Source organism: Streptomyces sp. NBRC 110035 (assembly GCF_000829695.1).
Classification (GTDB): domain Bacteria; phylum Actinomycetota; class Actinomycetes; order Streptomycetales; family Streptomycetaceae; genus Streptomyces.
In genome coordinates this window covers 23,438-42,949 of sequence record NZ_BBNN01000024.1, presented here as the reverse complement: position 1 = coordinate 42,949, position 19,512 = coordinate 23,438, and the positions used below count along the sequence as shown (strand labels likewise).

Sequence of the window (19,512 nt, the reverse complement as noted above, 5' to 3'; positions counted from 1 at the left end):
ACGACGAGTGATGCGGCGATGGCGTACGGCGTCATCGGCTCGTCATGGTCGTGACCATCTTGACCAAGGCACACCTACTGGTCAGCGACCCGTAAGGGGTTCCGGGAGCCGTCTCGCCGGTCAGAGCTGTGACAGCTTCGCGGGCCGGTCCGTGCCGTGCACGGACCGGCTGTCGGGCGGCGTGTCATCAAGGTGGCGGCGGTGAGGGAAGGCAGGAGAGGGCCATAGCCGTGTTGCCGTGCGGATCAGCCCGGCGAGGGCGAGGGAGCGGCTGTGCGCGGGCCAGGCGATGTGGGTGACGACGGGAGGTGCGTCGGTCAGGGGGACGGCGGTGTGCTCGGCCCACAGCCAGGCGCGGGCTGAGTCGGGGAAGACGGCCGCGGTGCGTCCGAGGGCGATCAGCTGGGCCAGTTGCGTCTGGTCGTGGATCTCGGGGCCCGGGCCGGGGGGATAGGTGCCGTCGCGGGACCAGCGGGCGAGCGGAAGATCGGGGATGCTGGTGATGTCGGCCAGGGACAGAGTCCTGTGCGCCGCGAGAGGGTGCCCGGCGGGCAGGATGGCGATCTGCCCCTCGGTCATCAGTTCCTCGCTGTCGAACCCGGCGAGGGAGTTGAACGGCGCGTGCAGGAGCGCCACATCCGCGCGGCCGTCGCGCAGCATCTCTCCCTGCTTGCACGTACCGCTCGGCAGCACCTCGATCTCGGCGGCGTCGGGCTCGGCCGCGTAGGCGTCGAGGAGCTTGTGCAGCAGCTCGTGGGACGCACCGGCCTTCACCGCCAGCACCAGGCGGTTGCGGGGACCGCCGGGGCTGTCGGCGCCACCGGCGCGGCGGGCGCGGCGGGCGGCGGCGGCGGTCGCGTCGAGGGCCGCGCGGCCCTCGTGCAGCAGCATCTCTCCGGCGCCGGTCAGGGCGACGCCGCGGCGGCTGCGGTCCAGCAGGCGAACACCAAGACGCCGCTCGAGCTGCTGGATCGCCCGGGACAGCGGTGGCTGGGCCATGCCGAGGCGCTCGGCGGCGCGGCCGAAGTGCAGTTCCTCGGCAACGGCGACGAAGTACCTCAACTCGCGGGTCTCCAAGGTGTCCACGGCCACAGCGTACTCCCGTGATACCTGACGGGTATCACAAGGCACCGGGGCGGTATTGGATGCGCCGCTCGTCTGCGAGCGAACATCTACGGCATGGGCAAAGCGAAGTCCGCGCCGGTGACCGACCCAGACAGCTGCCCACGAAAAGCGGCGCATCGCGTGACACGCGGCCCTCTGCAACATCCCGCCCAGCAGAAAGACCAAAGACACAGCCATGAGCACACCCTCCGCGTCATTGTCCGGCGGCACCTGGATACTGGGCGATCTGACCGTCACCCGTTTCGGCTACGGCGCCATGCAGCTCGCCGGCCCCGGGGTCATGGGCCCGCCCGCCGACCACGACGGTGCGCTCGCCGTCCTGCGCGAGGCCGCCGACCTCGGAATCACCCACATCGACACCGCCGGCGCCTACGGACCACGCGTCACCAACCAGCTGATCCGTGAAGCGCTGCACCCCTATCCCGCATCGCTGCACATCGTGACCAAGGTCGGCGCGGTCCGCGACCGGCAGGGCGGCTGGCCCCCTGCCCGGCAGCCCGAAAACCTGCGCCGCGCCGTCCACGAGAACCTTGAGGACCTCGGCCTCGATGCGCTCGACGTGGTCAACCTCCGGCTCGGCGACGCCCAGGGCCCCCGGCCCGGCTCGCTCGCCGAGCCCTTCGAGGCCCTCGCCGAACTCCGGCAGCAGGGCCTGATCCGACACCTCGGAGTGAGTAACGCGACCGCGGAACAGGTCAGCGAGGCGCAGGCGATCGCACCGATCGTGTGCGTGCAGAACATGTACAACCTCGCCTACCGCCAGGACGACGAACTGATCGACGACCTCGCCGCCAAGAACATCGCCTACGTGCCGTTCTTCCCGCTCGGCGGCTTCACCCCGCTGCAGTCCTCGGCACTCTCCGCCGTGGCCACCCGGCTGAACTCGACGCCGATGTCGGTCGCCCTGGCATGGCTGCTGCGGCGGTCGCCGAACATCCTGCTCATCCCCGGCACCTCGTCCGTGACGCACCTGCGCGAGAACGTCGCCGGCGTGGGACTCCCGCTCTCCGACGAGGAACTCGCCGAGTTGGACGAGATCGGCCACTAGCAGGACCGAGGGCTGGCGGACGATGTGATGCAGGCAGCATGCTGCCGCCCGGTGGCGCCACCGGGCGGCTCCACTGCGCCAGGGCCGAAGTTCAGCCCAAGGACGGGAAGGCGGCGGCCTTGCCGCAGATGACGGGGCCGCTTCGCGCACGGCCTCCGAGCCGTCCCCGCAGGTCGCGATCGGCCGTCCCGCAGGTAACAGGGCGTTGTCTGCGGAAGGCTTCGGACCGGTCCCGCGACCGGCGCCTCGTCGGCCACCCACCAGGGCCGACAGATCCTCAGCGCCGGTTTTCGTTCCGATGCTCCTCAACCCCCAGGCCGGACATGTCGAGCACGAAGCGGTAACGGACGTCGTTTCGCCGGAGGCGGCCGAGTGCCGTGTCCACCTGTGACGACGGGAGCACTTCGATGTCGGCGGCGATGCCGTTGTCGGCGCAGAACCGGAGCATCTCGGCTGTCGAGGAGCGGCCTCCGCTGCCCGCGGAGCTGAGCTTCTTGCAGCCGACGAGCAGGTCCATGGTCTCGACGGTGACCGGGCCCAGCTACCCGAGGAGGCTGAGGGTGCCGTCCATCGCCACCAGCTTCAGGTACGGGGCGAGGTCGTGAGGTGCGGAGATGGTGTCGATGACGACGTCGAACCATCAGGTCTCGATCTTCTGGAGGTTCACCTTGTTGCGGGCAAGTGCCTCCAGTGGCCCGTAGCTCCCGGGCCTCGGCGTCGCTGCGGTGCTCTTCCCCGTACGGGCCGCGGAGGGGAGGCCCGCGCGCCGGAACCGCTGACCGGCCAGGTCCCGGAAGCAGGGCGCGGAGCGGTGGCCGAGCATCTTGAAGACGCCGCACACCATGTCGAGTACGAGGCGTTGTCGGTGCTGACCATCTCCGGGCGCACGCCTCCGTCCGGACTCAGCAGGGTGTCCAGGACGCGCGAGGAGCAGCGCGGGGTACCGGGCACGGCCATCCGACCGGTCCCCGACGCCTGGTCGCGGACCGAGAGCAGTCTCACCGCCAACGGTTGTACCGCTGCGCGTGCCTGCCCCGCCCCGCCGGCCGGGGCGGCCGGTACCGCCTACCGTCTCCGTGCGGCCCTTCCCGTCCACGCGGGCGGTCGTTCCTCACGGAGCGGACTGCATCCGCTGCGCTGACAGGGTGCCGTCCGGCAGCCGGGGTGCGTGTTCGGTCGTATGGAAAGTGATCACGTGCTTACGTAGCGCGCGTGCTTGAGGAATCTTTTCTCCATCTTTCCGATCGTTCTCCGGCGGACGGGGCGGTCTTCGTGTGGCCCGCCTGGGAGGTGCGGGAGGGCGAGCACGCGACGCGCTGGTTCCATGTGCGGCTCATCTTCGCCGACGGGGCCGGTGTGGAAGCGCTCGCCCTGGTGTCCGGGCTCTGCGTCTGTGTCGAGGACGTACGGGCCCGGCCCGCGTTGTCACTGGAGGACCTGGCGCTGTTCGCCGACTGGATCGAGGGGCCGCTCGCACGGGCGTGCGGTGCAGACGACGGGCCGGGCCCCGGCGACGGGGCGGCCGGTGTCGTGGCAGCCGGGATCGCGTCGGCCGCCGCCGTCCAACCGGCCGCCGACGACGACGAAGCGGCATCCGAGGGCGGCTCCGCCGTCCGGGCCCGGCCGCCCGGTGCGGGGGAGCCTAAGACGCGCAGCCGCGCGGTCCGGCCGCGGGAGCCCGTGGGGAGGCGCCTCGTGGCGCGGGAGTACCGCGCGGCCCAGGCGGAGGGCGTCGACCCGGTCCTCGCCGTGATGTGCGCGACCGGATACAGCCGGCGCGGAGCGCTCAGGGTCATCGGACGGGCGCGTGACGCGGGCCTGCTGACCCCGCGTCACACCCGGCGGGCGTCAGAGTAGGGAGCGCATCCGCGTGATCTCGCTCGTCTGCTGGGCGACCACGTCGTCGGCCATCTCCTCGACCTGAATGTTGTTGCCCTCCGACTTCACCTCCGTGGCCATGGCGATCGCCCCTTCGTGATGGGTGATCATCAGCGTGAGGAAGAGCTGGTCGAAGGCCTTCCCCTCGGCCGCGCGGAGGTTCTTGAGCTGGCCCGGGGTCGCCATACCGGGCATCGTCGCGTGGTCGTGTCCGTGGGAGTGCCCGTCGGCCTCCTTGGACTTGCCGTGTCTCGTCAGCCAGCCCTCCATCGCCTTGATCTCGGGCTGCTGCGAGGCGGCGATCCGCTCGGCCAGTTTGACGATCTTCGTCGACTCGGCGCGGTCCGGGACGAGTTCTGTCATCTCCAGGGCCTGAGAGTGGTGCTCGATCATCATGCGGGAGTAGGAGACGTCCGCCGAGTTGGGGGAGTCGTCCTCGACGCGCAGCTCCGCCGCCTCCTCGGCCGACAGGGTCCGGTTCTGCCCTCCGGGCTCGCCCGGCGCGATCACCGAGGGGCCGCCCGCCGAGGCCGGCCCGGCGTCGTCCGTATCGGAGTCGCAGCCCGTGATCCCGAGTACGGCCAGGGCGACCAGCCCGGTCGCGACGACGGACACACGTGACGCACGGCGGTGGAACACGGGACCTCCTGGGTCAGGCGGGTGGCACGACGCCTCGTGAGCGTTGACGACTGTCCTGGCACGCTTCCGCGCGGTAGTGATCAAAAAACTTCGTTGCGAGCATGTTGCCCACTGTTGATATGTGCATGCTCAGGGCCATACTGCCGGAGCGGAACCCGTTCCGAGCTGAACGGAACAAGGGAGGAAGACAGTGATCCTGTTCAATGTTCCCCGGACCCGGCGCAGACGGCTGGGAGTTGCCGCGGCGGCCGGTGGGCTGCTGGCGGCGCTCCTGACCGCAGCCCCGGCCGCGGCGACCCCCGACCCCGGGGACGCGCCGCCCGCTTCGAAGGAGATACCGAAGAGCGCGCAGGCAGAAGCGCGCGAGGCCATCGCGGAGGGCGAGATACCCGCCCAGGACGAGATCGTCCACTCCAACAACATCCGTCACGTCGCGCACGTCCCCAAGGACGCGCTGACCGGCACCAATTCGGACCTGGCCTTCCAGGGCCGGTACGCCTTCGCCGGAAACTACGACGGCTTCACCATCTACGACATCAGCAACCCGAAGTCGCCGATGACGGTGTCCCAGGTGCTGTGCCCCGGCTCCCAGAACGACATCTCCGTCTCCGGCGATCTGCTGTTCCTTTCCACCGACTCGTCGCGCAGCGACAGCAGTTGCAACAGCACCACGCAGCCGGTGACCGAGAAGTCCTCGTGGGAGGGCATGAAGGTCTTCGACATCAGCAACAAGCGCAACCCGCGCTACGTCGCCGCCGTCGAGACCGCCTGCGGCTCGCACACCCACTCGCTGGTGCCCGAGGGCAAGAACGTCTACGTGTACGTCTCCTCGTACTCGCCGAACGCCGCCTACCCCGACTGCCAGCCGCCGCACGACGGCATCTCCGTCATCAAGGTGCCGCGCAAGGCCCCGCACAGGGCGGCCGTGGTCGGGTTCCCCGTACTGTTCCCCGGTGAGGGTCCCGACGGTGGCGGCAACCCGGGTGGGCCCACGAACCCGGGTGTCTCCAAGACGACGGGCTGCCACGACATCACCGTGCTGCCCTCCAAGGACCTGGCGGCCGGCGCCTGCATGGGTGACGGCATCCTGCTCTCCATCAAGGACCCCGAGCGCCCCAAGGTGATCGACCGGGTGCAGGACAACGTCAACTTCGCCTTCTGGCACTCGGCGACGTTCAACCAGCGGGCCGACAAGGTCGTGTTCACCGACGAGCTGGGCGGTGGCGGCGCCGCCACCTGCAACGCGGAGGTCGGACCGGACCGCGGTGCGGACGGCATCTACGACGTCGTCGGCAAGGGCGACAAGCGCAAGCTCGTCTTCCGCAGCTACTTCAAGATCCCGCGTCACCAGGCGGACACCGAGAACTGCGTCGCCCACAACGGCTCGCTGATCCCGGTCAAGGGCAAGGACCTCATGGTCCAGGCCTGGTACCAGGGTGGCGTCTCCGTCTGGGACTTCACCAACTCCTCGAAGCCGAAGGAGATCGCCTACTTCGAGCGGGGGCCGTTGAGCACCGACCAGCTCGTCACCGGCGGTTCGTGGTCGGCGTACTACTACAACGGCTACATCTACTCGAACGACATGGCCAAGGGCTTCGACGTCCTGAAGATCGACGACCGGCGCACGGATCCGGCCCGCTGGGTCAAGATGCGTGAGCTCAACGTGCAGACGCAGCCGGACTACTTCGACTGACCTTCAGGCTCGGGACGACGGGCGGGCACCAAGGACTCCGGCGCCGCCCCGGTCGCGAAGAACCGTGACACATCCGTCCGGTCCGGCGCGTCCCTGCCGCCCGCCCCCTCTGGGCCGGGTGTTTTGTCCGAGTGGTTCGGTCCGTCCGTCCGGCCCCCGTCCTCGGGCCGGTCCGGCGGACTCGTCGCACCCGTCCCGCCGGACACCGAGGTGCGCGGCGGGACACCGAGGTCCCAGTCCAGCCGGTACCGCTGGAACAACTCCTCGCGCAGCACCGTGACGGGCATCGGCACACCTGGCACCAGCGCCGAGTACACGGCACCCATCAACAGGGCGCGCAGCATCGGATAGTCGCTGCCGACCTGCGTCGAGCCGTACCGGGCGACGGTGTCGCTCAGCAGTTCCGCCAGCCGCCGCTGCTCGGGGCAGGGCAGGAAACCCTCGGCCTGCAGCAGCCCGGCCATGTGCTGGCGCATCAGTACGGGACGGTCCCGGGCCAGGCCCAGGATCGCGTCGATGGCCCGCGCCATCCGCTCCCGCCCGTCGTCGGTGCGCGGTTCCTGTTCCAGCGCCTCCTCGAGCGTCCGGTGCATCAGGCGGTGCACGGCGGACTGCACCAACTGGCGCTTCCCCGGGAAGTAGTACGACACCAGGCCCCGCGCGGAACCCGCTCGGTCGGCGATGTCGCCGAGCGTCGTCGCGTCGTAGCCGCGCTCGCTCACCAGCTCCACGGCGGCCTGCAGAAGCCGCTCCTTCGAACGCCTTCGCAACTCTTCATTGACCGAGGCGCTGCGCGGGGACATGCTGGACTCCTGCGTTGACTGGCTGGCAGCCAACTATACTCAGCGCATCCGGTCGGGCCCCTCGTGGGTCCACGCCGGGCTGCCGTCCTCCTCGGGCGGCGCGGGGGATCGCCCGAGGAGAGCGGCGGCGGCACGGCACGGGTCCTTTCGCCCAGAACACAGGACCGCCGGACCAGCGGGACGCCGGGGCACCGGCGCCTCTCACGGTCACGGGTGCCGTTGACCGTGGACCCGTACCCCCACGACCACGACCACGACGCCGAGGAGCCAGCCGCCGAGCACGTCCGTGGGCCAGTGGACGCCGAGCCAGACGCGGGTGAGGCCGACGCCGCTGACCGAGAGTGCCGCCAGGGTCACGGCCCAGCCCCACAGGGCCCGGTCCGCCCCGTGCCGGTGCAGCAGCCACAGCAGGAGACCGAAGGCGACGGTGACGGTCATGGCGTGGCCCGAAGGGAACGCCGCGTAGTGGGCCGAGTCCACCGGGTCCGGCCACACGGGGCGGGCGCGGCCCACCACCGCTTTCAGGACCTGCTGCACCATGGTCCCCACGGCGCACGTCACCACCAGCCACACCGCGGTCCACCGGGCCGCGTACCGGTACCACAGCAGCAGCGCGACCGCTCCGCACAGCACGCGCATGGTCCATGGGTCCCAGACCCAGTCCGTCAGGACACGGGCCGCCTGCGTCAGCCCCGGCTCGTCGACCGCCCAGCGGTGGACGGCCGAGGCGATGCCGCGGTCCAGCCCGGTCAGCGGGCGCCATTCAGCGGCGACCAGGATCAGCAGCAGGACCGAGCACACGGCCGGAACGCCGAGGAGAGCGGCGGACGGGCGGTGCTCCGGTGGACGGGGCGGTGGCTCGAGGCCGACGGGAGAGATGTGGGGGGAGGGCATACAGCGATCTTCGCCGACCCAGGGGGCCCGGAGCCAGTCCCTCGACCGCCGGCAGCCTCATGGGCCCGGCCGTCCTCCGTCACCATCCCGCTCCGGCGCCCCGCGCCTCCGGCGCCCGCCGGATCCCGTGTCTTCGGCAGGACCCGCCGGGCAGGCCCTACCCCAGCGCCCGCAGCCCCGGTACGAACGCCACCAGTACCGGAACCACCGGTACCAGCGACGCCACGGCCGTCAGCCGCAGCCGGTGCCACGCCGGGAGCCGGTTCGGGGGAGTCAGCAGCCGGTGCACCCGGGCCGGGACCTGGCCCTGGGGGGACGGACAGGGGCCGAACACCCCCCGGTGCTCGTTGAGCTCGACCAGCGCCAGGGCGGTCGTCAGCCGGCCGAAGCGGCGGGAGGCCGTGTCGTCGGCGGCGAGTTCGACCAGCCGGTGCATCTCGTCGCGGAACGCGGCGAACACCGGCACCTGCGGGAAGCCGTCGGCGAGCGCGGAGGAGCAGTGCAGCAGCCAGTCGTGCCGGGCCTGCGCGTGCCCCCGCTCGTGCGCGAGGACGGCGTCCAGCCGGCGGCCCTTCAGCCGGCGCAGCGCGGCCGTGGTGACGACCAGCCGGGGCGGGGTGCCGGGCAGCCACCACGCGTCGGGGTGCTCGCCCTCCAGGACCACCAGCCGCTCTGCGCAGGGCTCCTCGCCGGGCAGCAGCGGCGCCCGCACCAGAAGCTCGGCCCGACGGGCCCGCCGCCGCGCACGAGCCCGTACGACCTCGCGGACCAGCATCGCCGCGGTCCACAGCCCGCCGCACGCCAGCGCGACCGCGGTGGTCGCCGCCAAGGGCCCGGCCGTGCCGAGGGCGTAGGCCTCCACGACCCCGCGCGGTGCCGTCGCGAACACCGGACGGCCGATCACGTGCGAGGCGGCCGCCGCGCTGAACGTCATCGACAGGGCGCAGCACAGCAGCACCGCCGCGACCACGCACTGCCACACCCACAGCGCCACCACCGGCTCGCGGTCCGCCCAGTGGGCCCGCGCCAGTAACCGGGGGCCGGCGGCGGCGATCAGGACGCCGAGCAGCAACAGTGCCGCGGGGAGCATCATGCGTTCAGCCTATGAGCGCGCCCCGCTCCCGGGTACGGCCCACCGGGGCAAAGTGACGCAGGCAACGTCCCGCCCCTCGCAGGCCGGCCGTCACCCGCCTCACATCGTCACCAGCATCGCCACCGTCGCGATGCCCATGGACAGTCGGCACACCCGCGCCAGCTCCGGCCGGTCACCCCAGCCCGGGGCCCCGGCCGTCCCTGGTGGCGGACTTCCCGCCACGGCGGTCACCGGCACCAGTCGTACGCCCGTGACCAGCACGTATCCGGTGAAGTAGAGCAGCAGGAGGCCGGTCAGCAGAGGGAGGCCCGCGCTCCCGTGCGCGTGCCCCTGCCCCGGTCCGGGGGAGAGGGCCATCGCCACCGCCATGTAGACCATGGCCGCGGCGCCCAGCGGATGGTGCAGATGGCGGGCGTCCCCGCGCGTCGCCCACAGGAAGCGCAGCCCTGCCGCGCCGAACACCACCGCGTAGGCGGGCCACGCCCACGAGGGCGGTGTGAAGACCGCTGCGGGTACGGCCATCGCCGCCATGCCAAAGCCCATCAGTGCTTCGCCGCCCGCGCTACGGCGCTGCTCCTCGACGCTGCTGCGCATTCGCAGCAGGCAGTAGGCACCGGTCGCCGCGCAGAGCGCGACCAGCAGCCAGCCGGACGCCGCCGGTCCGTGCACGCGAACCTCCCCTGGGGCCGTCCCCGACGCATGGGAGGACCCCTCCACAGTCGGTCAAGGCATGCCCGCGCTCGAAGGCGTGCACGCGAGCGCACGGAGGTACACGAGGAGCATTCGGGGGGCACCGCAGGGCACGCAGATATTTTACTGGTAAAAGAACTGGTGGCGTTGTACGCCATGAGCAGTGGAGTCCGGGTGGCGCCGCGAAGGCGGGGACCGGCACCGGCCAGGACCCGGGCGACGACACGGAGGATGCACGGCCATGACGGCTACCGAACGCCCCCCCCGGCCGACGCAGGGCGCCCCGCCGAGGAGGTCCACCGGGCCGACGGAGGACCTCCGGCGGACGAGGGGCTCCCGGAGGGCGGTGCGGGAGTCCCCGCCGGTGAGGGCACACCGGCGGCCGGCCGGGACACCGTGGCCGAGGTGGCCCGGCAGTGGCGGGCCGTGCACCCCGGCCTCGACACCGGGCCCATGGAGGCCATCGGACGCATCAACCGCTGCGCCGCCCTGCTCCAGCAGGCCGAGGACGCCCCGCTCGGCCGGGCCGGACCGACCCGCCCCGAGTTCGACCTGCTCGGCGCGCTGCGCCGCACGGGGCGCGAACTCACCCCGGGTGAACTGGCGTGCGAGACCTTCTCCCCGGGTGCCGCCGTCACCAAGCGCCTCAAGCGGCTCGGCGCGCACGGCCTGGTGGAGCGCCGCGGCGACCCCCGTGACCGCAGAGTGGCCCGAGTCCGCCTGACCGACGCCGGGCGGGACACGATCGACGGCGTCGTGCCCGCGCAGCTCGCCTACGAGAGTGCCGTGCTGTCCGGCCTGGAGGGACCGGCGCTCGCCGAGCTGGCCTCGCTGCTCGGGACGCTGCTGAGCCGGCTGGAAGGACGCCTGGGCGCCCCGCGGGCGTGACGAAGCCGGCAAGGCCTCCGGAGTGACGCAGACCGTCTCAGATCCCCGGCCGGTACCGCAGCGGATGATCGGCCGGGATCTCCACGAGGACGATCGGTGTGCCGTCCGGATCGGCGATCCACATCTCGATCAGGCCCCACGGTTCCTTCACCGGTGGCCGGACGATCTCGACGCCCTTGTCCCTCAGTTCCCCGTGGGCGGCCGCCACGTCCGCGACCTGGAGCCACAGCCTCGTCGCCGGATCCGCCGCGTCCGTGGCGGGGTCGGAGCGGCCGGACAGCTCCAGGAAGCCGCCGCCGAGGAAGTAGACCGTGCCGCGCTCCGGGCCGGTGGCGAACTCGCGGTACACCGCGAGGCCCAGCTGCTCGCCGTAGAAGACGCGGGAGCGTTCGGGATCGGTGGGGCGGAGGAGGATCCGGCTGCCCAGTACATGCACCATGCGGTCGAGCGTAGCGGCCGGGATAACCTCGTACCCGGAGAAACCCGAACGGCGAAGCGGAGAAGTGCCCCATGGAATCCGTCACCGAGAGCGCACTCGTCTTCCGTGACGCCACCGACGCAGACGTGGACGACCTCGTCGCGCTGATCGAGTCGGCGTACCGGGGTGATTCCAGCCGGGCCGGGTGGACCACCGAGGCCGACATCCTCCAGGGGCAGCGGACCGACGCGGAGGGCGTACGGGAGGTCGTCAAGTCGCCGGACAGCCGGCTGCTGACGGTGGAACGCGAGGGCCGGATCGTCGCCTGCTGCCAGCTCGAGCACCGCGGGGGGCACGCCTACTTCGGGATGTTCGCGGTCAGCCCCGGGCTCCAGGGTGCCGGGCTCGGCAGAACGATCGTCGCTCACGCCGAGCGGCAGGTGCGGGACACCTGGGGCGCGCGCGAGATGCACATGACCGTGATCACGGCGCGCGAGGACCTGATCGCCTGGTACGAACGGCGTGGTTACCGCCGTACGGGCAGGACGAGTCCCTTCCCGTACGGCGACGAGCGGTTCGGCATTCCGCTCCGGGCCGACCTGCGGTTCGAGCTGCTGGTCAAGGAACTGCCCTGACCGTCGGAGGAGCCGTCCCGAACTCCACCCCTGCCGTTCCGTGCCGGCCCGACCGGCACGGGACGGTCCCGATTGAGGCGGGGCGTCCGGGCCGTCACGCGGTGAAGCGGCCGGTGCGCTTGATCTCCGGGTAGTCGGTGGTCGCGCCGTCGAGCCCGAGGGCCCGGACCAGTCTGAGCTGGTCCTGGGTGTTCACCACCCAGCCGATGATCCTCAGGTCGGCCTTGCGGGCCTGCTCGACGATCTCCAGGGTGAGGCGGCGGATGTTCAGGCAGAGGGTCGACGCGCCGGCGCCGGCGGCCCGCTCCACGACGTCCGTGCCGTAACGGCTCGCGACGAGCGCAGTGCGTACGCCGGGCACCAGGCGAGCGATCTCGGCGATCGCGTCGTCGTGGAACGAGGACACCTCGATCCGGCCCGCCAGATCCCGCCGGTTCATCACCTCGGCCAGCGCCCTGGCCGCCTGCACGTCCTTGATCTCGGCCTGCAGCGGCGCGTGGACGGTGTCCAGCACTTCCTCGAAGACGGGGACGTGCTCGCCGCGCCCGGCGTCCAGGGCGCGCAGTTCGGCGACGGTCCGGTCGGCGACCGGACCCGTGCCGTCCGTCGTGCGGTCCAGGTCCGTGTCGTGCATGACGACGAGCGCGCCGTCCTTGCTCAGATGCAGATCGAGTTCGATCACGTCGAGGCCGGCCTCCTGGGCGGCGACGAAGGACCGGAGGGTGTTCTCGGGCTCGACACCCATGACTCCGCGGTGGCCGATGGTGAGGAAGTTCAAGATGCGACTCGCTTCCGTCGACGGAGACGCGGGGCCGCGTCCCTGCGGCCCTCCTGGACCGTATCGCCTGTGCCCGCCCCGTCCAGATGCTGAACATCGAAGCCGAGGAGTGTCACCCAACCACGTGGTGGGCAGGAAAAAATGCGGTGGCGGCCGGGGTGGCGCAGGATAATTTACGGGAGTGTCCCTTGCTGGGGGAAACCTCGTATGTATACGGTCGCTCCACGCAGTTTCTTCGCTGGAGGATGGGATATGACGGAAATTCTTGCGCAGGTGGGTACGGAGGGGCACGTTCCTTCGACGGCCAGGGTGGTCGAGCACCCGGCGTGGCCCGTGCTCAAGGATGCCGTGGAACGGATCAGGCCCTGGCAGGCGAAGGACGGGTCGATCGACCTCGACGCCGAGGACGCCCCGGCCCGCGCCGAGGCCGAGGCGGAGGTGCGCCGGGTGACCGACGCCCTCGGCGAGCTGTCCCCGCTGCTCCCGCACGACCGCGCCTACCACGAGGCCCTGGTGAAAGACCTGGCCCGCTGGGCCGAAGGCGGCTTCGAGGTGCCCGACTTCCTGGACTCGCTGCTGGCCTTCCACCCCGCCGCGCACCGTGAGGACGGCCTCCAGCACCTGGTCGTCTTCCCGATGTACACGCAGAACGGCAACCCCGACCGCAACCTCGAGGCGGTCGTGCTGCGCATGGTGTGGCCGGACTGGCTGGCCGAACTGGAGCGCACCCGCTACGACAACCCGCTGTTCTGCGGCATCTCGTTCGAGGACTTCACCGCGGGTTACGACACCAACTCGGCGGTGCTCTTCCCCGAGACCATCGCCGTGCGCGAGGCCCCCGAGCGGTTCACCTGGGGCGGCATCTTCTGCGACCGCGAGGCCGCCCGCTTCCGCCGGGTGTCCGCCGCCGCCGTCGACCTCCTGGGCCTCGAGCTGCCCGAGGACGTCGCCGCGCTGGTGCACGACCAGAAGCGCTGCGAAGAGGCGTTCGTCCTGTGGGACATGGTGCACGACCGCACCCACAGCCACGGCGACCTGCCCTTCGACCCGTTCATGATCAAGCAGCGCCAGCCGTTCTGGATGTACGGCCTGGAGGAGCTGCGCTGCGACCTCACCGCCTTCAGGGAGGCCGTCGAGCTCGCCGGCGACGGCGTCCCGCAAGCGCGTGACGTCCAGGTCGCGGTGCTGTTCGACCGCATGTTCCGCTTCCCGGTCACCGGCGAGCGGGTCCGCAACTACGACGGCCTCGGCGGCCAGCTGCTCTTCGCCTACCTGCACAAGCACGACGTCGTCCGCTGGACCGACAACAAGCTCACCATCGACTGGGACCGCGCCCCGCGGGTCACCAACCAGCTGTGCGCCGAGATCGAGACGCTGTACCGCGACGGCATCGACCGCCCCAAGCTCGTCCACTGGTTCGCCGGGTACGAGCTGGTCTCCCGCTACCTCTCCCCGCACCCGGGGTCCAAGTGGGCCAAGGGTCCCGACGCCCTGGACCTGACCCAGCCGCCGCGGAAACTCGTCGATGACGTGCTTCCGGACGAGTTTCCGCTGAGCATGTTCTATGAGGCACTGTCCAAGAAACTGAAGAACGTGATCGCCTCGACCCGGGGTATCACGTCGGACGGCGCCGAGCGGATCGCCGCGTGAGCGATCTCGTTCACACCACTGTGCAGGAGGCGATGACCATGGGGAACGGGGCGCTCGACGGTGCGGTGATCGCTGTGGCCGGCGCGGGGGGACCCGCGGGACGGGCGGCGCTGCTCAGGCTGGCCGAGGCGGGGGCGGTCGTCGTCGGCTCCGACAACGATCCGGAGCGGCTGGCGGAGGCCGTGGACGCGGCGCGCTACGCGCACGGGGGCGCCACGGTCACCGGTGACACGGTCGACCTGCTCGACCTGGATTCCACCCGCGAGTGGGCCGCGCGTACCGAGAAGGAGTTCGGCCGCGTCGACGGCCTGGTCCATCTCGTCGGCGGCTGGCGCGGCAGCGAGACCTTCACCAAGACCAGGGTGGACGACTGGGACCTGCTGGAGCTGCTCCTGGTCCGCACCGTGCTGCACACCTCCCTCGCCTTCCACGAGGGACTGCAGCGCAGCGACCGGGGCCGGTACGTCCTGATCAGCGCGGCCGGTGCCAGCAAGCCCACCGCGGGCAACGCCGCCTACGCCGCGGCCAAGGCCGCCGCCGAGGCGTGGACGCTGGCCATGGGCGACTACTTCCGCAAGGCGGGGGGCGAGCAGGGGCCGACATCGGCGGCTGTGATCCTGGTGGTGAAGGCGTTGGTGCACGACGCGATGCGCGCCGACCGCCCCAACGCGAAGTTCGCGGGCTTCACGGACGTCAGGGATCTCGCCGAGGCGATCGTCGGCGTCTGGGACAAGCCCGCCGCGGAATTGAACGGAAACCGTCTGTGGCTGACCGAGAAGCCGTGAACCCACCCCGGACCGACGCGCGCCGCCGTCACGACCCGGACGCCCGCGGGTTCGCCAGCGACAACTACGCCGGGGTCCACCCGGAGGTGCTCGCCGCCCTGGCCCTGGCCAACGGCGGGCACCAGGTCGCGTACGGCGAGGACGCGTACACGGAGAACCTCCAGCAGGTGATCCGCAGCCATTTCGGCCCCACCGCCGAGGCCTTCCCGGTCTTCAACGGCACCGGTGCCAACGTCGTCGCGCTCCAGGCGGTCACCGACCGCTGGGGCGCCGTGATCTGCGCCGAGAGCGCGCACATCAACGTCGACGAGGGCGGGGCACCGGAGCGTGTCGGAGGAATCAAGCTGCTCACCGTGGCGACCCCCGACGGCAAGCTCACCCCCGAGCTGATCGACCGGCAGGCGTACGGCTGGGAGGACGAGCACCGCGCGATGCCGCAGGTGGTGTCCATCGCCCAGGCCACCGAACTGGGCACGGTGTACACGCCCGACGAGATGCGCGCCCTCTGCGAGCACGCGCACGCCCACGGCATGAAGGTGCACGTCGACGGCTCGAGGCTGGCCAATGCCGCCGCCACCCTGGACGTGCCGATGCGCACCTTCACCAACGCGGCCGGCGTCGACCTCCTCTCCCTGGGCGCCACCAAGAACGGCGCCCTGTTCGGCGAGGCGGTCGTGGTGCTCAACCAGGACGCCGTCAGTCACATGAGGCATCTGCGCAAGCTGTCCATGCAGCTTGCGTCCAAGATGCGCTTCGTCTCGGTGCAGCTGGAGGCCCTGCTCGCGCGGGACCTGTGGCTGCGCAACGCCCGGCATGCCAACGAGATGGCCCAGCGCCTGGCCGAGGGCGTGCGCGCCGTGCACGGCGTGGAGATCCTTCACCCGGTCCAGGCCAACGCCGTCTTCGCCCGCCTGCCGCACGCCGTGACCGAGCGCCTGCAGAAGCGCTTCCGCTTCTACTTCTGGGACGAGACCGCGGGCGATGTCCGCTGGATGTGCGCCTTCGACACCACCGAGGACGACGTGGACACGTTCGTGGCGGCCCTCAAGGAGGAGATGGCCCGCTAGCCGCCCTCACGGAGCCTCCGCCCACTTGAGACCACAGGCCGAAGGGCCGGGGCGACCGGGTCTCGGGGTACTCGCGCTGGTCGCCGGCGGCAGTCTGCGGAGCAGATCGTCCGACGGAGCCGGACGGCTCGCTGGTTCCCGCTCGTCGGGGCCGGGCGGCCGTCCACGATCCGGTGCATGGATCCCGAGCTGCTGGAACGGATCACCGTGCGGCGCGCGGAACCGGACGCACTCGAATGCCATGCCTCCATCCTCGACCATTGCACGGGACAGCCAGGCGGCTGGGGCGGCTCTGGGCCGGCCCCATGCCGACTGGCTCCCGAGCAGACCGGATCGTGGAAGGCCACCCGGCCACAGCAGGCCGGAACCGGTGAGCCGACCGCTCTGCCGGACGGCCTACTCCGCAGACTGTCGCCCTCGACCGGCGTGGGCACCCCGGAGGACTGTCACACCGGCCCTTCGACCTGCGATTGCAAGTTGGTGGAGGCTCACCGTGCGCGCACCACCGACATCGGCGGTGCGCACTGCACGGATGTGATGCGCACCGTGTGCGCACCGGCCGCTGCGGGGTGCGCATCGAGGGCCTGGCCGAAGCCGACGGCTTCCCTCTGGCGCAGGACACCGGCGACGGTCTCACCGCACTCCTCCCTCGTGAGGACCTGAGCGACGAAGGCGGTGATCGCGTGGGCGACACCTTCCGTCGCGCCCGGCCCGGCCTGCGCCTCGTCCACGAGCGCGACATCTCCCGCACCTGACTCCGGGTCACCGGGCCCCGGCAACCGGGCGCGCGAGGGCTGCCCGCGCACTCCGGCGGCGGGACTTCTGCCCGCCTGCTCGTGGTCCGTGCCGGAACCGACCAGCTCGGCGTCTGTTTTTGGACAACCGTGGTTGCAGGTTCTCCCACAGCAGCACTGCCGGTCACCGGAGCCCAGTACAGTCCCTCCCGTTCCACTGCCAGGTGCTCTCGGCCGCCGAGGCCGGGCACGCGAGCCTGTCCGGAATGGGCGTGAAGTGAACAGTCGCTTACGGCTGCGGATGCGTACGGCGACGGCGGTCCTTTGGGCCAGGTTCGCCGCGATGGTCGGAACGGTCGCGATGTTCGCGGCCGTCCTCACCGGCACGTCCGTCACCACGGCGAGCGCCGCCGAAGCCGCTTCCCCGCAGGCCGCGGCAGGCGGGTGGTCCTGCGGCGGGGATCCGGTTCCCCCCGGGTACGTCATCACCTCGCTCAACCGCACCGGCTGCAACGGCAGGGGTTCCTGGTACCAGGAACCCGCCCGCGACGGGATCTGGACCTGCTCGGGCTCGCCGATCGTGCCCGGGTTACGTCATCAGCGCCCACGACAAGTACGGTTGCGGCGGCATCGGTTCCTGGCGCCACAAGCTCGTCAAAGACGGCATCTGGACCTGCGCGGGTTCTCCGATCGTGCCCGGGTACGTCGTGACCGGCCATGACAAGTACGGTTGCGGCGGTATCGGCTCCTGGTACCACAAGCTCGCCCGTGCCGGCCTGTACGTGTGCCCCACCTCGCCCATCCCGCCCGGGTTCCGCGCCACCACGGGCAGTGCGAACCAGTGCAGCGGCCTCGGTGGAAGGCTCCTCGTCAACGCCTGACCCCGGTCAGGCACACCTCACGCCTGCCGTAAGCGCGCGCTGAAGGCACCACGATCCGTGTGGTGCCTTCAACGCGTCCCCGGTAGCTTCGACGAGGCCGTGTCGGGACGGGCGCGCATGCCAGTGGTGGCGGTGCGGGGCCGCGCCGGGCGTCAACCACGGCGGCATCAAGACCGTCCAGGAGACCCCGGATCTCGCCGCCCGTCCCGCCGCCGGCGAGGTGATGGATCACCGTCACGAGCTGGTCCGCGAGACCGCCCGCCGACTCGCGGCCGGGGTCACCGACTCGTACGAATGTGCGCGGGTGGTCTTCGCGTTCGTGCGCGGCCCGCCCCGCACTCCCACGGCTCGGGCGCTCCCCGTGTCGCCGGTGGCCGTCCGGCGCCCTGAGGAAGCACACCGGGATCTGCTGCGCCAAGGCGCACGCGCCGGCCGCGCTGCTGCGGGCCGAGGGCATCCCGACCGCGCTGTGCTGCCGGTACCTCGGAGCGCTGCACGGTCTGGTCGCCGTACGGTTCGACGGTGCCTGGCACCGGCCGGATCCACGGGGCGGCAAACCGGCGCCCGGCCCGTCCTCACGCCCGACCCCGTGGCCGACGAGACGGCCCCCGCTCCTGTACGCCGCACCGCGTCCCGTCGTACGGAAGGCGCTCCAGGCCGCCGTGGACCGCGCGCACCCGCGGCGGACGCCTCCCGCCGCACTGCCGGACCGCGCCGGAACACGACGCCCCGGCGGCGACGACGGGGCTCAGCGTGCCTCGGCCGCGCGGACCTGCTCCGGGGTCGGTGCCGTGCCGCCGAGGTGGGCCGGCATCCACCAGGTGTCGTCCGGGCCCTTGGGCCGCACCGGGTAGGCGCGCTGCGCGGCCTCCAGCAGTTCCTGGACCCGCTCCCGCAACTGCCGGGTGAGCGCGCCCGCGTACTTGTCCTTGGACGCCTCGACCGCCTCGCCGACGCGCATGGTGATCGGGGTGTGACTGCGCTTGAAGTTGCGGGGGTGTCCCTTGGTCCACAGCCGCTGGGTGCCCCACACCGCCATCGGGATCAGGGGTACCCCCGCCTCCTGCGCCATGCGCGCGGCACCCGACTTGAAGCTCTTCAGCGTGAAGGACTGGGAGATCGTCGCCTCCGGGAAGACGCCCACGATCTCGCCGGAACGCAGCGAGTCGAGCGCGTGCGCGTACGCCGCGTCCCCCTGCTTGCGGTCCACGGGGATGTGCTTCATCCCGCGCATCAGCGGACCCGAGATCTTGTGCCGGAAGACGGCGTCCTTCGCCATGAAGCGCACCAGTCGCTTCTGCGGCAACGCCGCGAGGCCGTTGAAGACGAAGTCCAGGTAGCTGATGTGGTTGCTCACCAGCACGGCGCCGCCCGTACGAGGGATGTTCTCCGACCCGCGGCAGTCGATCTTGAGGTCCCACGCCTTGAACAGAGTCTGGGCGAAACCGATCACGGGACGGTAGACGAGTTCTGCCATGGGTGCGGTGGAACCCTTCCTGCTCTGCCTGGGAAGGGGGACTCCCAGTCGAAGTTACGCAGCCGTAGGTTTACGGCTTGCCGCCGATGGTGCCCCAAGAACGACCGGTGAACCAGCCCTGACGCCTGCCTGCGGCGAGATTCTCGTCACGTCCACTCCTGTGATCCACCTCGGGCTTTTGCGTCGCCGTTACCCCGCGCACCGTCATCCTCCGCAGGAGCAGGGGGCGTCCGGTACCCCGGGTGGTAACCGGACACGGCGTCGGGGAGGGGCCGCCGCGAAGCCGGTCGCCGGCACGGCCCCGGCGCGGGGCCCTCTCGCGCCGACGGCCACGGA

At 71.3% G+C, this 19,512-nt stretch carries 19 protein-coding genes and 3 pseudogenes; 11 read left to right on the top strand and 11 right to left on the bottom strand.

Translation table 11 applies throughout. The features are described from left to right. Positions 1-120 precede the first annotated feature (120 nt). Positions 121-1,086, bottom strand: coding sequence for a LysR family transcriptional regulator (locus TU30_RS14180; RefSeq protein ID WP_304951813.1), 966 nt, complete (start codon positions 1,084-1,086; stop codon positions 121-123). Between the two features lie 214 nt (positions 1,087-1,300). Between TU30_RS14180 and TU30_RS14175 the strand changes: the two genes are divergently transcribed. Beyond that, positions 1,301-2,173, top strand: coding sequence for an aldo/keto reductase family oxidoreductase (locus TU30_RS14175; RefSeq protein ID WP_042169473.1), 873 nt, complete (start codon positions 1,301-1,303; stop codon positions 2,171-2,173). Positions 2,174-2,450: 277 nt separating this feature from the next. Here TU30_RS14175 and TU30_RS14170 read toward each other — a convergent pair. Together TU30_RS14170 and TU30_RS38280 are read right to left on the bottom strand one after the other, a co-directional pair. Beyond that, positions 2,451-2,810: pseudogene (locus TU30_RS14170) on the bottom strand (NAD(P)-dependent alcohol dehydrogenase); the annotation flags it as partial. A gap of 6 nt (positions 2,811-2,816) precedes the next feature. Then, positions 2,817-3,169 (bottom strand): annotated as a pseudogene (locus tag TU30_RS38280) (Tn3 family transposase); the annotation flags it as partial. 276 nt (positions 3,170-3,445) lie between these two features. Here TU30_RS38280 and TU30_RS14160 point away from each other — a divergent pair. After that, on the top strand, positions 3,446-4,030 hold the full coding sequence (locus TU30_RS14160; RefSeq protein WP_042169467.1) for a DUF6214 family protein: 585 nt from the start codon (positions 3,446-3,448) through the stop codon (positions 4,028-4,030). On the opposite strand, the gene TU30_RS14155 is transcribed toward TU30_RS14160, so the two are convergent. Further along, positions 4,022-4,690: a DUF305 domain-containing protein gene (locus TU30_RS14155; RefSeq protein ID WP_042169465.1), complete on the bottom strand. Its 669-nt coding sequence runs from the start codon at positions 4,688-4,690 to the stop codon at positions 4,022-4,024. The genes TU30_RS14160 and TU30_RS14155 overlap by 9 nt on opposite strands. Before the next feature lie 190 nt (positions 4,691-4,880). Here TU30_RS14155 and TU30_RS14150 point away from each other — a divergent pair, with 190 nt between their 5' ends. Further along, positions 4,881-6,383 carry an LVIVD repeat-containing protein gene (locus tag TU30_RS14150; protein ID WP_042169463.1) on the top strand — a complete coding sequence of 501 codons (1,503 nt, stop codon included), beginning with the start codon at positions 4,881-4,883 and terminating at the stop codon, positions 6,381-6,383. On the opposite strand, the gene TU30_RS14145 is transcribed toward TU30_RS14150, so the two are convergent. From TU30_RS14145 to TU30_RS14130, 4 genes are all read right to left on the bottom strand, one after another. Next, entirely contained in the window at positions 6,371-7,186 is an 816-nt protein-coding gene (locus tag TU30_RS14145; protein WP_042169461.1) for a TetR/AcrR family transcriptional regulator, read from the bottom strand. The two genes, TU30_RS14150 and TU30_RS14145, sit on opposite strands and share 13 nt — an antisense overlap. Positions 7,187-7,393: 207 nt before the next feature. Continuing rightward, on the bottom strand, positions 7,394-8,080 hold the full coding sequence (locus TU30_RS14140) for a phosphatase PAP2 family protein (RefSeq protein ID WP_042169458.1): 687 nt from the start codon (positions 8,078-8,080) through the stop codon (positions 7,394-7,396). A 157-nt stretch (positions 8,081-8,237) separates the two neighbouring features. Then, a complete protein-coding gene (locus tag TU30_RS14135; protein WP_042169455.1) occupies positions 8,238-9,173 on the bottom strand; it encodes a M56 family metallopeptidase in 936 nt (311 codons plus the stop codon). A 99-nt stretch (positions 9,174-9,272) separates the two neighbouring features. Beyond that, complete coding sequence (locus TU30_RS14130; protein ID WP_042169452.1) at positions 9,273-9,842, bottom strand: DUF5134 domain-containing protein; 570 nt, start codon at positions 9,840-9,842, stop codon at positions 9,273-9,275. A gap of 252 nt (positions 9,843-10,094) precedes the next feature. Between TU30_RS14130 and TU30_RS14125 the strand changes: the two genes are divergently transcribed. After that, the gene (locus tag TU30_RS14125; protein ID WP_078878284.1) at positions 10,095-10,751 is read left to right on the top strand and encodes a MarR family transcriptional regulator; all 657 of its coding nucleotides are present in this window, start codon (positions 10,095-10,097) and stop codon (positions 10,749-10,751) included. A gap of 37 nt (positions 10,752-10,788) precedes the next feature. Here the strand turns inward: TU30_RS14125 and TU30_RS14120 are convergent, their stop codons facing one another. Then, entirely contained in the window at positions 10,789-11,190 is a 402-nt protein-coding gene (locus TU30_RS14120) for a VOC family protein (RefSeq protein WP_042169450.1), read from the bottom strand. 71 nt (positions 11,191-11,261) lie between these two features. Between TU30_RS14120 and TU30_RS14115 the strand changes: the two genes are divergently transcribed. After that, a complete protein-coding gene (locus TU30_RS14115) occupies positions 11,262-11,804 on the top strand; it encodes a GNAT family N-acetyltransferase (RefSeq protein ID WP_042169447.1) in 543 nt (180 codons plus the stop codon). A 94-nt stretch (positions 11,805-11,898) separates the two neighbouring features. Here TU30_RS14115 and TU30_RS14110 read toward each other — a convergent pair whose 3' ends face one another. Continuing rightward, complete coding sequence (locus TU30_RS14110; RefSeq protein ID WP_042169444.1) at positions 11,899-12,582, bottom strand: glycerophosphodiester phosphodiesterase family protein; 684 nt, start codon at positions 12,580-12,582, stop codon at positions 11,899-11,901. Positions 12,583-12,834: 252 nt separating this feature from the next. Here TU30_RS14110 and TU30_RS14105 point away from each other — a divergent pair, with 252 nt between their 5' ends. From TU30_RS14105 to TU30_RS37215, 6 genes and pseudogenes are all read left to right on the top strand, one after another. After that, a complete protein-coding gene (locus TU30_RS14105) occupies positions 12,835-14,232 on the top strand; it encodes a DUF6421 family protein (protein ID WP_042169441.1) in 1,398 nt (465 codons plus the stop codon). 38 nt (positions 14,233-14,270) lie between these two features. Then, positions 14,271-15,017, top strand: a complete 747-nt coding sequence (locus tag TU30_RS14100; RefSeq protein ID WP_042169433.1) for an SDR family NAD(P)-dependent oxidoreductase — start codon at positions 14,271-14,273, stop codon at positions 15,015-15,017. Beyond that, positions 15,014-16,084 carry a low specificity L-threonine aldolase gene (locus TU30_RS14095; protein ID WP_042169430.1) on the top strand — a complete coding sequence of 357 codons (1,071 nt, stop codon included), beginning with the start codon at positions 15,014-15,016 and terminating at the stop codon, positions 16,082-16,084. The genes TU30_RS14100 and TU30_RS14095 overlap by 4 nt, the downstream gene beginning before the upstream one ends. Before the next feature lie 548 nt (positions 16,085-16,632). Further along, positions 16,633-16,839 carry a hypothetical protein gene (locus TU30_RS14090; protein ID WP_042169427.1) on the top strand — a complete coding sequence of 69 codons (207 nt, stop codon included), beginning with the start codon at positions 16,633-16,635 and terminating at the stop codon, positions 16,837-16,839. Between the two features lie 671 nt (positions 16,840-17,510). Then, positions 17,511-17,699: a hypothetical protein gene (locus TU30_RS36000; protein WP_158719315.1), complete on the top strand. Its 189-nt coding sequence runs from the start codon at positions 17,511-17,513 to the stop codon at positions 17,697-17,699. Positions 17,700-17,865: 166 nt separating this feature from the next. Next, positions 17,866-18,403 (top strand): annotated as a pseudogene (locus TU30_RS37215) (transglutaminase family protein); the annotation flags it as partial. A gap of 44 nt (positions 18,404-18,447) precedes the next feature. Here the strand turns inward: TU30_RS37215 and TU30_RS14080 are convergent. Beyond that, positions 18,448-19,176: a 1-acyl-sn-glycerol-3-phosphate acyltransferase gene (locus TU30_RS14080; protein ID WP_042169422.1), complete on the bottom strand. Its 729-nt coding sequence runs from the start codon at positions 19,174-19,176 to the stop codon at positions 18,448-18,450. Positions 19,177-19,512 lie beyond the last annotated feature (336 nt).

Coding starts and splice junctions, on each gene's coding strand:
- TU30_RS14175 (WP_042169473.1), top strand. CDS start 1,301: ATGAGCACACCCTCCGCGTCATTGTCCGGCGGCACCTGGATACTGGGC.
- TU30_RS14145 (WP_042169461.1), bottom strand. CDS start 7,186: ATGTCCCCGCGCAGCGCCTCGGTCAATGAAGAGTTGCGAAGGCGTTCG.
- TU30_RS14140 (WP_042169458.1), bottom strand. CDS start 8,080: ATGCCCTCCCCCCACATCTCTCCCGTCGGCCTCGAGCCACCGCCCCGT.
- TU30_RS14135 (WP_042169455.1), bottom strand. CDS start 9,173: ATGATGCTCCCCGCGGCACTGTTGCTGCTCGGCGTCCTGATCGCCGCC.
- TU30_RS14125 (WP_078878284.1), top strand. CDS start 10,095: ATGCACGGCCATGACGGCTACCGAACGCCCCCCCCGGCCGACGCAGGG.
- TU30_RS14120 (WP_042169450.1), bottom strand. CDS start 11,190: ATGGTGCATGTACTGGGCAGCCGGATCCTCCTCCGCCCCACCGATCCC.
- TU30_RS14115 (WP_042169447.1), top strand. CDS start 11,262: ATGGAATCCGTCACCGAGAGCGCACTCGTCTTCCGTGACGCCACCGAC.
- TU30_RS14105 (WP_042169441.1), top strand. CDS start 12,835: ATGACGGAAATTCTTGCGCAGGTGGGTACGGAGGGGCACGTTCCTTCG.
- TU30_RS14100 (WP_042169433.1), top strand. CDS start 14,271: ATGGGGAACGGGGCGCTCGACGGTGCGGTGATCGCTGTGGCCGGCGCG.
- TU30_RS14080 (WP_042169422.1), bottom strand. CDS start 19,176: ATGGCAGAACTCGTCTACCGTCCCGTGATCGGTTTCGCCCAGACTCTG.